Origin of the sequence: Terriglobus saanensis SP1PR4 (assembly GCF_000179915.2) — a bacterium.
Classification (GTDB): Bacteria; Acidobacteriota; Terriglobia; order Terriglobales; family Acidobacteriaceae; genus Terriglobus; species Terriglobus saanensis.
The window spans coordinates 3,201,239-3,213,722 of record NC_014963.1 but is presented as its reverse complement, the minus strand read 5'-3'; the positions used below and the strand labels follow the sequence as shown (position 1 = coordinate 3,213,722).

The 12,484-nt window shown below is 54.2% G+C and carries 10 protein-coding genes; 9 read left to right on the top strand and 1 reads right to left on the bottom strand.

The annotated features are described in order from the left end of the window. The first annotated feature begins 5 nt into the window (after window positions 1-5). From ACIPR4_RS13055 to ACIPR4_RS13020, 8 genes are all read left to right on the top strand, one after another. Window positions 6-1,316 (top strand): nucleotidyltransferase family protein, encoded by a 1,311-nt coding sequence (locus ACIPR4_RS13055; RefSeq protein WP_013569135.1) that lies wholly within the window; start codon window positions 6-8, stop codon window positions 1,314-1,316. Continuing rightward, complete coding sequence (locus tag ACIPR4_RS13050) at window positions 1,313-2,125, top strand: class I SAM-dependent methyltransferase (protein WP_013569134.1); 813 nt, start codon at window positions 1,313-1,315, stop codon at window positions 2,123-2,125. The genes ACIPR4_RS13055 and ACIPR4_RS13050 overlap by 4 nt, the downstream gene beginning before the upstream one ends. A gap of 79 nt (window positions 2,126-2,204) precedes the next feature. Then, the gene (gene ribA / locus ACIPR4_RS13045) at window positions 2,205-2,861 is read left to right on the top strand and encodes a GTP cyclohydrolase II (RefSeq protein WP_013569133.1); all 657 of its coding nucleotides are present in this window, start codon (window positions 2,205-2,207) and stop codon (window positions 2,859-2,861) included. A gap of 147 nt (window positions 2,862-3,008) precedes the next feature. Then, on the top strand, window positions 3,009-4,502 hold the full coding sequence (locus ACIPR4_RS13040) for a B12-binding domain-containing radical SAM protein (protein ID WP_013569132.1): 1,494 nt from the start codon (window positions 3,009-3,011) through the stop codon (window positions 4,500-4,502). 153 nt (window positions 4,503-4,655) lie between these two features. Beyond that, window positions 4,656-5,486, top strand: a complete 831-nt coding sequence (locus ACIPR4_RS13035; RefSeq protein WP_245536330.1) for a class I SAM-dependent methyltransferase — start codon at window positions 4,656-4,658, stop codon at window positions 5,484-5,486. Window positions 5,487-6,042: 556 nt separating this feature from the next. Next, window positions 6,043-6,726, top strand: a complete 684-nt coding sequence (locus ACIPR4_RS23135; RefSeq protein WP_245536329.1) for an amidohydrolase family protein — start codon at window positions 6,043-6,045, stop codon at window positions 6,724-6,726. Beyond that, on the top strand, window positions 6,726-8,063 hold the full coding sequence (locus ACIPR4_RS13025) for a glycosyltransferase (protein ID WP_013569129.1): 1,338 nt from the start codon (window positions 6,726-6,728) through the stop codon (window positions 8,061-8,063). The genes ACIPR4_RS23135 and ACIPR4_RS13025 overlap by 1 nt, the downstream gene beginning before the upstream one ends. Before the next feature lie 142 nt (window positions 8,064-8,205). After that, window positions 8,206-10,209 carry a glycosyltransferase 87 family protein gene (locus ACIPR4_RS13020; RefSeq protein ID WP_245536328.1) on the top strand — a complete coding sequence of 668 codons (2,004 nt, stop codon included), beginning with the start codon at window positions 8,206-8,208 and terminating at the stop codon, window positions 10,207-10,209. 15 nt (window positions 10,210-10,224) lie between these two features. On the opposite strand, the gene ACIPR4_RS13015 is transcribed toward ACIPR4_RS13020, so the two are convergent. Then, complete coding sequence (locus ACIPR4_RS13015; protein WP_144312428.1) at window positions 10,225-11,157, bottom strand: aldolase; 933 nt, start codon at window positions 11,155-11,157, stop codon at window positions 10,225-10,227. A 318-nt stretch (window positions 11,158-11,475) separates the two neighbouring features. On the opposite strand from ACIPR4_RS13015, the gene ACIPR4_RS13010 reads away from it, so the two are divergent. Further along, window positions 11,476-12,447, top strand: a complete 972-nt coding sequence (locus ACIPR4_RS13010; RefSeq protein WP_144312427.1) for a phytanoyl-CoA dioxygenase family protein — start codon at window positions 11,476-11,478, stop codon at window positions 12,445-12,447. Window positions 12,448-12,484 lie beyond the last annotated feature (37 nt).

The following is a 12,484-nucleotide window of genomic DNA, read 5'->3' as shown; positions in this document are numbered from 1 at the left end:
ACAGCATGGCCCTGGATTCGGTACAAATTCGCACCCGCTCTTTGCTACGCCGCCTGAAGAACGGTGACGTATCGAAGCCCTTGAGTCGCGAGCAGAAGATACATGAGGCCATCTTACTCAGCTTTTCCTCTCCCGTTCCCGATCAAGTCGGACAGCTGCTCCATCTTTCCAGCAGAGAATGGCAGAGATTGCTACATTGGCTCGACGTCAGCGGTCTTACCCTTTATCTGCTCGAGCGGTTCAAGGAATTGGGGCTGCGCGACACGCTTCCGCAACCCGTTCTCGACCGCTTGCAACAGAACATGGACGACAACAAGAAACGGACGCAGGGCATGCTGGAGGAGTCGATTGCCCTCCAGCGAGAGTTTCAGCAGGCCGGTCTTTCCTACGCCGTCATGAAGGGCGTATCGCTCTGTCCGATTTCGGTGCCTCGTCCCGAACTGCGGCATCAATTTGATCTTGATTACCTCATCGCCGAGCGAAGCGTTCCCGAAGCTCGCCGGGTTCTTGAGAGGAGGGGCTATCGCTTGTACGCGATCAGCGGCAAGAGTTGGGAGTTCAAGCTCAACGAGACGCCGCACGTCTCCACAAAAGATTTTTACAAGGATCTCCCCGACCGTGCTGTGGAGTTGCATCTGGAAACCGAGACCTCTAGCCAAACTTCGCGATTGGCCCGCATCGTTCCTCGAGAGATATGCGGCCTGACCATGCCTGTACTGTCGCCTATCGATCTGTTTCTGGGCCAGGGCTTGCATGCCTTCAAGGATGTTTGCAGTGAGTTTTCCCGTACAGCACACCTTCTCGAGTTCTACCGCCATGTACTCGCGCGTTACGACGACGATAGGTTCTGGCGAGATTTGCGCGCTACGGCGGAGCGCGACCCAAGGGCCTCCTTGGGAATTGGAGTGGTAATTTATTTGATCACTAACATTATGGGTGATTTCGCTCCCGAGATGCTGATGGATTGGACTGTGGGAGCCCTTCCTCCCTCGGCTCTGCTTTGGGTAGATCTATATGGCCGCCGAACTGTTTTCGGAAAGCATCCGGGCTCCAAGCTTTACCTCTTACTGCAGAGGGAGCTCGAAACAGCGGGTGTTTCGGGTAGGCGTCCGATTAAGAAATCGCTGCTTCCGTCGAAGCTACCACCGATTGTGATCCGTTCTCTATCGCACGAAACGATTTCGACTCGCATTGCGCGGTATCGTGTGCAAACCCGCTTCATTCTTTCCCGCCTGCGCTTTCACGCTGTGGAGGGTTTTCGTTATGCTGTCGAGTCGTATCGCTGGCAGCGGCATTTGGATCGGCTTCCTATATGACTTCTTCTTTACGCCCAGCGGCTTTTGCCTTTGACGCGATTGCACCAGCGTTCGACTCGCGTTTTGGCGTATGGGAGAGTGTGAGCGCACAGCGACGCGCGGTACGTACAGCGTTGCTTCAACAGTTTCCTGCGGGCGGGCGCGTCCTGGAGATCGGTGGCGGCACGGGCGAAGATGCATGCTTTCTCGCGCAGCGTGGATTCGAAGTGCTGCTTACCGACCCCTCACCAACGATGGTGAAACTGGCAAAGCAAAAGCTACGGCCATTTGGTTCCTCCGCGGAGATTGCCGCGGGAGAAGAGATGAAAGACTTTGCCACGCGCTATCTATCGTTGGGCCGACCATCGTTCGATGGAGCTTTTTCCAACTTCGCGCCACTCAACTGCGTCGCCGATCTTGAGCCCGTCGCGTGTGGGTTGGCCCGCCTTTTGAAGCCTGGTTCGGCCGCGATGCTGGTATTTTTCGGTACTTGTTGCCCCGGAGAAATGGTTGTAGAGAGTCTTCGCGGACGGCCGCATCTGGCGCTTCGCCGTTGGAAGCGCGGCGCTGTATCGGCCAGATTGGCAAAACGCGAGTTTCAGGTTGTCTATCACCGTCGCTCGGAGATAGTCCGCGCATTTTCTCCCTGGTTTGCCCTCGAACAGAGAATCGGCATCGGCGTGACCGTGCCGCCCAGTGCGGCAGAGCCGTGGATTTCGAAACAACCACGACTGCTCGCAGCGATGGAGCGCTGGGACCGTGTTCTTTCCCATCCTCTGGCGATGCTGGGAGATCACGTGCTGTACCAATTTCGCCGCACAGAACAATAAGATTCAAAACTCCACGAAGAGTGAAACAACAACTCTTCTTCAACACGGGCCGTACATATTTCAGGGACTAACGACGTTGATGACATTGAGACAAATCGCTGAAGTCAGTCTTCCAACACGCTGGGCCAATTTTCGCCTGCTAGGGTTTGAGGGCGTTCACCAGGGAAGCGAAACAGGGAATGGATACCAGGAGAGCGCTTTGGCCCTCGTGCTTGGCGACATTCATAACTCACCACCTGTAGTTCGCATTCATTCGCAATGCACCACTGGCGACGTATTTCACTCGCTGCGCTGCGACTGCCACGATCAGCTTCACTTGGCGTTGCGCGTCATTGCCGAAGAAGGCACCGGGATACTGCTCTATGAGCATCAGGAGGGGCGTGGGATCGGTCTTATGGAAAAGCTGCGCGCCTATGCACTCCAGGAGCGAGGTCTCGACACAATCGAAGCCAATTTGCAGTTGGGACATGCCGCTGACCTGCGTGACTATCGACTACCAGTCGAGATTCTCCGGTTTCTCAAAATCCCCTCCATACGGTTGATGACGAACAATCCAGAGAAAATCGACGCAGTCGCGGCCGCTGGAATTGAAGTGATCGAGCGTTTGAGTGCCGATGTGCCAGGAAGCCCCTATTCCGAGTACTATCTTGCCGTTAAACGCGAGAAGATGGGCCATATTTCCGACTTAGCGCCGAATAAAGTAGAGCACTTTACCCGGCCAGATCTCATTCGGTAAAGGATGACATTGAGTTGACATTCTTGAGACAAGTGGGTGGCTTGCGAAAGGCTACGCTGGGCATCATGAAACGGAAGTCCTCATTGTCTTTAGTTCCGTGGAATACCCAGTCACAATATGGCCGATGGGCTACGACCGAGGTGAACCTTGGCTGATGTTCTACTCACTCATTCGTATCACCTACCGTACGACGCAAAGCAGCTGCGCAAGATGCAGCCATATACGCCGATCGGTACGCTCTACGCTGCCACGGCACTGCGCGATCACGGCATCTCAGTCGCCGTCTTCGATGCGATGCTTGAACCTCCCGCTGAGAAGTTCCTGGCGATGCTGCTGCAGCACCGGCCAAAGATCGTTGCCGTATATGAGGATGACTTCAACTTTCTCTCAAAGATGTGTCTGACGCGAATGAGGGAAGTAGCCTGGGAGATTGCGAAAGCTTCCAGGGACATCGGCGCTATCGTCATCATTCACGGTTCCGATTCCACAGATAGCCCAGAATTATTTCTCGAGAACGGATTCGACTATGTCCTTTGTGGAGAGGCAGAAAACGTCCTTGTAGAACTATGCTCTTCGATCCTTACGGGGACCCATTTATCAGAGCAGGATGGACTCATAAAACTTGATGAGCAGGGGCAGATGGTGAGTAGCCCGCAACGATTAGCAAAGAACCCTGCCTGGGCACATCTCTCTCTCCCCGCTCGTGATCTGATCGACTTGGAACCATATCGCGCAGCATGGCTTGGCGCACATGGCTATTTTTCAACGAACATGGTCGCCAGTCGCGGCTGTCCGTTTCGCTGCAACTGGTGTGCAAAACCGATCTCCGGCAATCGCTTTCATCTTCGCGCAGCTTCAGCGGTCGCGGAAGAGATGGAGTTGCTCAAGCGCGCAGGGGTAGAACACATCTGGTTCGGTGACGATATCTTCGCGCTGAATCGCCACTGGGTAAAAGAGTTTGCAGAAGAGGTTACGAAACGAAATGCAGCGGTGCCGTTCAAAGTGCAGTCGCGCGCCGATCTGATGGGTGAAGAAACTGTACTGCATTTGAAGACTGCAGGATGTGCAGAGGTTTGGATGGGCGTAGAGTCTGGTGCTCAAACCATCCTAGACGCGATGGACAAGGACATTACTCTCGATGCGATAGTGGCTTCTCGTGAGCGGCTGAAAGCGGCGGGCATTCGCGCATGCTTCTTTCTACAGTTCGGCTATCCGGGTGAAACCTGGGTCGAGCTTCAGCAGACGATCGCTTTGGTTCGGAAGTTACGACCTGACGACATTGGAATCTCCTTTTCGTATCCACTGCCGGGGACAGCCTTCTATGAGCGCGTCCAGATGCAACTTGGCGCCAAGCGTAACTGGGCCGACAGCGACGACCTCTGCATCATGTTCAGAGCCGCCTATACGACAGACTTTTATCGTGCTGTCCGCGAAGCTCTGCATGCCGAGGTTGATTCGTGGCGCGTGGCCGATTCATCCGGAGAGACGGACGCCAGGGTCGCAGCCTTATGGCGAACGGTGGATCAGTTAGAACCAATAAGCCGGGATGCGGAAGCCCTCTCGTTTTCTGAAACCGCGGAAGGCTTCATTCCTCCAGTGATTGTGCCCGTCGAGCAGCTGATTTCAATCAGGAAAGCATAGATGCAGGCGCGCCCGATGGCTTACGGAGATATTCAGGCCCGCGTCGACGAGACGGGCCGCGGGGACGCTGATGCACATTGCGGTGTGAGCCTCCAGTGTCCCTCTTGCGTGACCGATGTCGATGGATTGAATTGTCCCAGGTGCGCATTCCGCATGCAGACTAGCAACGGAATCGTACATGCTTTGCCCGAAGAGAGAATTCAGTACTACGCCCAATTTATCCAGGATTACGAGCGAATCCGTGCAGCAGAGGGCCGAGGTAGCCAGAGTGAAGAGTACTATCTAAGACTTCCGTATCAGGACTTAACTGGCAAAAACAGCAGGCAGTGGGAGATCAGAGCGCGGAGTTACGACTTTCTGATGAAACGTGTGCTGAAGCCCAACCTTGGATATGAGAAGGTTCTGGACCTTGGCGCAGGCAACTGCTGGATGAGCTTTCGACTCGCTCTTGCCGGGTATCAACCTGTCGCGGTGGACCTGCTCACGAACAAGTACGATGGCCTCGCGGCCGCTGTGACCTATCAAAAACGTCTTCCAAATCCTCTGCCACGATTCCAGGCAGAACTGGTGCGTCTGCCATTTCAGAGTGAGCAGTTCGACGTAGTTATCTTCAATGCCTCCTTTCATTACTCCGAAGATTATGTTGCGACTCTCCGCGAGGCCATGCGTTGCGTCAAACGCGGAGGAATGGTCGTCATCAGTGACACCCCATGGTATGCGCGGGAGGAAAGTGGAAGGCAAATGGTCGCAGAACGCCAGGCCATATTTCTTCAGCGCTTTGATACGGCATCCAATTCGGTGAAAAGTCTTGAATATCTGACCGACGAGCGGTTGCGCAGGTTGGAGGAAGAGTTTTCCATTCGTTGGACAGTGCACTCTCCCTGGTATGGCTTCAAGTGGTTCATGCGTCCGTGGATCGCAAGACTACGCCGCCGGCGAGAACCGTCCCGCTTTCGGATTTATGTGGCGCGGAAACATGCGTGACTCTTGGCACGAGAGTGACGAAGTATCTCTGCATGGGGCTCGTTGTGCCATCGGACCACAGGAGACATTTCGAGCTTCCATACACATCGCGGGTGGGCATCTGACACAGGTAGTGCGTGATGGAACCATGTCACTGCCACTGGTATCTGGAGAAACAGAGATCGACCTGAGCGGCTTCCTGTTGCTTCCTGGCTTGGTAAATGCGCACGATCATCTGCAGTTCGCCCTTTACCCAAGGCTTGGAAATCCGCTGTACCAGAACTACATCGAATGGGGCGAAGACATACACGTTCGGTTTCCCGAGGTAATCGCAAAGCATAAGTCCGTTCCTAAAGATGTCCGCCTGTGGTGGGGAGGGATACGAAATCTTCTTTGCGGCGTCACGACAGCATGCCACCATGACAAGTTTTGGTCGGAGCTGCAAAAGAGAGAATTTCCCATCAAGGTAGTGCGGCACTTTGGATGGGGACACTCTCTCGCTTTGGGAGGCGATCTTCGTGCGGCCCGTTGTGCGACCCCAGAAGGAAGCGTCTTCATCCTGCATGCGTGTGAAGGAGTGGATGATCAAGCTCGTGATGAAGTATTCGAACTTTATCGGCTTGGATTGTTGGATGCGCATACCGTGCTTGTTCATGGCCTGGCTATGGATCACGAAGGTGTCGCATTGGTGCAGGAGAGAGGGGCATCGCTCATTGTCTGTCCCTCTTCCAACATGTTCCTCTTCGGCAAGCTTCCGGATATGAATTTGCTGGGCAAAATAGAAAGCGTCGCTCTCGGGAATGATTCACCTCTGACCGCAGCAGGGGACTTGCTCGATGAGGTCAGGTTTGCGATCAGGTCTTGCAGCATCACGCCGGAGAGTGCCTATCGCATGGTGACGGAGGCCGCCGCAACCATACTTCGATTGAAAGATGGCGAAGGAAAGATCCGGATCTTAGGGCCGGGCGATCTGGTCGCTATTCGGGATACGGGCCACAACGCAGCAAGCAGATTACAGACACTTTCGATGATAGAGATAGAGTTCGTAATGATCGCGGGACGCGTGCAACTGGCTTCGGAGGAAGTTTGGAAAAGACTTCCATCTCAGGTGAAAGAAGGACTAGAGCCTCTCTTGGTTGAGGGGGTGGTGCGTTGGCTACGCGCGCCGGTCAAAGAGTTATTACGCCGGGCGGAAGAGGTTCTCGGTGCAGGCGAAGTGCGTCTGGGAGGGCGGACGGTCTGTTCTCCGGTACTGCAGTAATGCTCGATAAGGCAAATGCTGGCGAGCCGCTCGCTCCGGTCGCAAAGAAAGCGATGTCACACTTCGGTGTACTTTCCTATAAAGGCACCGGGCATCTTAACCCGTTGATTGCTTTGTCGCGAAAATTGGTCGATCGAGGGCACCGGGTTACATTTTTCCAGAGTTCTGCACTTGAGCAGAAGATACGCCAGCAGGGCTTGGAGTTTTGCGCGATCGGCGAGTGCAACTCCAGTCCCGGAAGACGAGACAAGCCCTCATCCCGTCTCGCAGCGATATGTAATGGTGTGGACCGTATCGCCGGAGACATGGAGACGTTTCTCCGGGTGCTTCCCGCGGCGATTTGTAACACCGGAGTAGATGCGCTCGTCGTGGGTGAGATTGCGTTGTCCGGCCCCACCGTGGCTGAAATGCTGCATCTGCCTTACTTCATCGTGTCCACGTCTATACCGCATAACTTCGGTTGGGATGCTCCTCGGTCCATCGTGGCTCGCGGTTCGTGGCTTGAACGTTTGCAGAGGGAAATACTGGAAGTTTCTGTGCTTCGCATGAGAGGTCCTGTGTGTCGCAGGTTGGATCAATATAGGATGCAAATTGGTCTTGGGCCTACTCGCGAGATTCAAAAGACCTATCCAGAGTTGGCGCATATTACACAGATACCGCAGTGCTTTGATCTACCCCGACCGTCGCTCCCCGAAAGCTTCTTTTACACTGGCCCCTTTATCGAAGAAAGAACCAGAGCATCGATCGGATTTCCATGGGACTTACTGGATGGCCGCCCTTTGATCTACGCATCGCTGGGCACGACGCGAAAGAACGATCCTATGATCTTCCACCGAGTTGCTGAGGCCTGCAGGAGTTTGAATGTGCAGTTAGTGATTTCCCTCGGTGGGCGGCGAGACCCGGCATCCTTCGCAGATCTTCCCGGAAATCCTCTGGTCGTCAGCAATGCTCCACAACTTGAACTTTTAAAGAAAGCTGAAATCGTCATTACGCACGCTGGACCGAACACTGTGCTGGAAACACTGATGGAAGGAAAACCAATGGTTGCGCTTCCCATGGTTCTGGATCAACCGGCAGTCGCCGCTCGTTTGGAAAGACTCGGCGCTGCAGAGGTGCTTTCGATAGAAAACCGTTCGACTCAGCAGATCCACACCGCGATTATGAAAGTGCAAAATGATCCAGGCTATTGGGGTGCCGCCCAGAAGTTGCAAGCACAAATGCGCTCCATCCTGGGTCTCGAGCGTGCCGCAGACATCATGGAAGAGGCTTTGAGAAGGCGAGCCTCCAGAACATCCAGTGGACAACACTTGGATGACATTCGTCTCACAAGAAACTGACAACTGTCTCCGTGGAGTGCAGCTACGCTGAGTTGTGATTACTACGCAAACTCAGCATGTTGTTTGTTGGCTTGAACGTACGGTACTTTGTCTGGCCGTTCTTTTTCTTGGCATGCATACCCTGCCTCGTGCCTGGCGCACCTTGAATACCGATTTCCCAAACTACTATATGGCCGCGCGACTCGTGCACGAAGGGTATGACACTTCACGAATGTATGAATGGGCCTGGATCGAACGAGAGAAGGATCATCGTGCCGTCGATACTCGCGTGATCGGACTGGTATCGGTCACACCGTTCTCGACCCTGGCCGCATGGCCACTCACCGGACTTACACCGCTCACTGCGAAACATATTTGGATCCTTCTGAATCTTGCCTTCCTGATTCCAATCGGTTGGATATTACGGTCGATTACAGGTTTAGGTTCTCGACGAGTCGCTCTCATCCTGTTTCTCAGTTTTCCTTTGCATCGAAATTTGTTGTACGGTCAGTTTTATGTGCTTTTGTTGCTGCTGATCTCCGGAGCATGCTTCTGCTATCTACGTAGACATCGAAGTCTTGCCGGGGGACTCCTCGCAGTGGCCGCGGTCTGCAAGGTGTTTCCGCTAATCCTTTTTATATTCTTTCTGCAGCGCAGAGATTGGCGTGCGCTCATAGCTGGCGTGACTACTGGAATTTCTGCTGTTGTGGTCTCCATCGCAGCCTTTGGCCTTAATGCACATCGCAACTGGCTACAAGAACAATTGCCCTGGATAATGCGCGGAGATTGGCTCGGGGCCTACGCTTCGAGCGCCTCGATCTCCGGCGTCCTGCATCGCCTTTTTCTTTCGGAACCTCAGTGGAACCCACATCCCTGGCATAATTCGCCGCTCTGTTACGCGCTTTTAGCGCCCACTCTACAGATGCTGGCGCTCGCGCCTGCCATCCTGCTAATTCGCAGGGACGACGAAAGCAAAGAACGAGTTCTACTGGAGTGGTCGGCCCTGCTCACCGCATCTCTCACTATCTCCACGATCCCCGCTTCCTACACCTTCGTTCTCATGGTCTTTCCCGTGTGTGTGCTTGCAGCGATCTTACTTCGGCAGCGACGGTATGGCTGGCTAGCGGCGCTGGTCTTTGCTTATCTCGGCATCGGATTTCCAGTCTCTGCGCCGTCCAGACCATTGGGCCTTGTTTTCCTCCTGTATGTTCCGCGACTTCCTCTGATGATGGCGGTGCTCTTCGGAACGTATGCACTCATGTGGAATCGCAGGCGTGAGAGTGGCTCGACGAAGGACTGGAGCCGTTATGTGTGGGGTGTGGGTTTGACCGCAACCGTGATCCTGAGTGCACGATCAACACTTCGCGTACAACGTGCAGAGCGGCAGGAGTATGCCTATCGCGTGCCTCTGCAAGCGCAGGGCTTTCTCAGCTCCGGCCCACAATCCACGGCCGACGGAATTCGTTACGCAGCATTTACTTTCACTGGCTACCATTTGGTTATGGAGAACCAAGGCAAAGTCTCGGCCGATTCCAGTATCGATGCTCCCTATGATGACCTTTCCTTCACCAGCGGCTACGGGCATGTCCTAGTGGAGCGTGCATCAAGCTCTGGCTCACAGATCGTGGATCTCAACAATCCTTCGGAAGTTGTGATCGAGGACGCGCATGAACCAATGCTTTCAGAAGATGGCCAGACTCTGGCGTTTGTCCGCGATAACCACGGTCGTGGGCGTCTGATGGTGCGGAGAAGGCTTGAGTCTAGCAACACAACCGAAGTAGCACTTACACCAATTCAGCTGAATGTCTACGAAGCATCTTTTCTTTCCGAAAAGGAATATGCATTCTCCGCAACAGAAGATGGCCACTTGCCTCAGATCTATTGGACGGACGCTGCACACGTCAATACTCCGATTTCCTTGGAGGCTTCGCGCTATCCGGCACTCTCTCCCGATGGTCGGTGGATGGCTTACAGCCATCTCGACCATGGCGTCTGGAATCTTTGGATTCGGAATCGGGCAAGCGGAGCAATACGCAGAGTCGCCGATGTTCCGTGCAATCAGATTCAGCCTGCCTGGGAAAGTGACTCGCAAACGCTGCTTTATGGTACGGACTGTGGCAGAAGCGTCTGGTTTACAGCCGTCGCGCGGCGAAAAGTGATTCCATAAACAACTTGCAGGGCTTTAGGTCCGAGTGATCAGAAGGTCGAGCTGGTGAATTGCCTGTTCTGAGTCAGAGTATTCGATCTCGTATGTGGGGACGTCGGCGAACGCTTGCTGAAGGATAGCCTCGTGCTGCGCACGAATATCACCAGCAGAAAAGAGCTCGTTACACATGCGCTGTATGGCCGTGCCTTTGGGTAGTGACATCAGGCTCCCGGTTGCGGAGGGGTAACGGTTAAGATAGACGATTGCATATACTTTGGCTTCGCTGGCACTCCTGAGAACAGGTAGTTCAGAGACAGGAACCTCAATGGAGGGTTTTCCTTCCATGCGCGGTGTCACCGCATGCGCTGCCAACTCCGGAAATAATTCCCTCGCAGCCGGACGAAAGCGCACACGATGTGCGTGTCCAATGACACGAGGAGCTTCGGACTGATTGATGAGATAACTTGTGTCGTCCGAGGTATAAGTCCACCCAGCACGTGCGCAGGCATACGCCAAAGTGGACTTGCCCGCGCCAGAGTCACCGCACAGCAAAATGCCTTTTCCTTCTTTACCAACACAGGCCGCGTGCAGATCCGTGACCACAGAAGCACCGAGCAGGAGGTAAACCATCTTTTCGAGAAAGTTGTAGCGAAAGTAGAGCCTGTTTTTCAGGGTGGACTTCTTCAGCCATGCGAAGCTGGTACAGGTTTTAAGATCCAAGAGTGCCTGATTTTCCACATCGGCGACTAGCGAATATAAGTGGTTATACTCTCGGCGCGTCGGCTCCGGCGGACATGCGCGATTAGCTCCCTCGCTGATGCCGATGCGTATCTGAAGTGTTGTGGCTCCTCGATTTTCATGGACGTGTCCGAAGCTTTCATCTGCGGCCCGAAGCACTTCAGGATCGTTCGTGAGAATTTCGACAGCAAAACCGAGTGGATAAAAGACCCCCCGCAGGGGAAGCTCCATATCGTAGAGCAGAGCGTTCTGCGGCCGTGCAGGGGACTGCCTGGCAATCTCTCCCGGAACTGTTTGCTCGGTGAGTTCGCTGGTCATAATCGCCTTTCGTTCCGCTCTTCGTACCTTTTGAGATTTGATAAGTTACGCCGAGTCTAACGAGCCGTACGACAAGGATTGTCATTTCAAGGTAAGGAACTTGTCACCGCTCTGCGACGCATTGTTCCCTAAGAAGTATCGTTTTCCGGTTTGGTCGCCAGAATTGAACCGTGACAATGAATTGACAAAGGGCAGACGATCAGAAGACACCGCATCGTTAGCGTAACTACTGTGCCACGATTTCCGTTCGGCGGAGGTAACGACGTGAAAGCTTTTCACGAACTCAAAGCAGAAAGTCTCACAGCAGACGTGCTTCAGAATGAGGTCAGTTCCAGAGGGTATGCATTGGTCCGGGGGCTTTTGCCTAAGGAGGCTGTGCATTCCGTATTAGCAGACGTGACGCGGATTCTTTCCGCCGCTCAGTGGCTCGTGCCGGAGTACAGCCCTTTGGAGCGAGTAGCTGAGCGCGATGCCGCGTGCGGCGATCCGGACCCGATCTTCAAGCGTGTCTACCAGGAAGTATTCAACCTCGAATCCTTTCACGCACTGCCGCATCAACCCGCATTGCGGAAGGTGATGAAGATGCTTGTCGGCGAAGAGCTTCTGGTGCATCCGAAGCCGATTGGCCGGCTGATCTTTCCTCGTTGCGAACGTCTCGTAGTGCATGCCCATCAGGATTACGAGTTTATGGGAGGAGATCCCGAGTTTTTCACGACGTGGATTCCTCTTCATGATTGTCCAGTAGATGTAGGCCCTTTGAGGATTCTCGAAGGCTCCCACCGTTATGGTGTTCAGTATCACGAACGAGAAAATCTTCATGTCCCCGAAATCAAAGCGGAGGACGCGGTTGGCGATGAGTGGGTCGGCGGCAATATCCATGCGGGAGACGTACTGATCTTCCACAGTCTGACCGTACACGCGGCTTCGCCAAACGTGTCTGGGCAGATGCGTCTCTCGCTCGATTGCAGATTCCAGGATGCCCGGCGCGTCCTCAATCCTTCCAATCTCGTGTACGCAGGCGAATCCGGGAAGTCCTGGGAAAAGACCTATGCTGGTTGGCAATCCGACGATCTCAAGTACTACTGGAAGCGCCTGCCACTGAACTTTCGGCCCTCTAAAGCCGAATTGGAATATTTGGCGGAGACGGCCGAATCGTCATCGCTGCGCGCTCGGTATGCGCGCATGGTCGGCCAACTTACTTAGCCGTTGAGGCAGGCTGTCGCCATCAACAAAGAAGGGT

Excerpts from the sequence above, each read along its gene's own strand:
- ACIPR4_RS13055 (WP_013569135.1), top strand. The coding sequence starts at position 6 with ATGGCCCTGGATTCGGTACAAATTCGCACCCGCTCTTTGCTACGCCGC.
- ACIPR4_RS13050 (WP_013569134.1), top strand. The coding sequence starts at position 1,313 with ATGACTTCTTCTTTACGCCCAGCGGCTTTTGCCTTTGACGCGATTGCA.
- ribA (WP_013569133.1), top strand. The coding sequence starts at position 2,205 with ATGACATTGAGACAAATCGCTGAAGTCAGTCTTCCAACACGCTGGGCC.
- ACIPR4_RS13035 (WP_245536330.1), top strand. The coding sequence starts at position 4,656 with ATGCAGACTAGCAACGGAATCGTACATGCTTTGCCCGAAGAGAGAATT.
- ACIPR4_RS13025 (WP_013569129.1), top strand. The coding sequence starts at position 6,726 with ATGCTCGATAAGGCAAATGCTGGCGAGCCGCTCGCTCCGGTCGCAAAG.
- ACIPR4_RS13015 (WP_144312428.1), bottom strand. The coding sequence starts at position 11,157 with ATGGAGCTTCCCCTGCGGGGGGTCTTTTATCCACTCGGTTTTGCTGTC.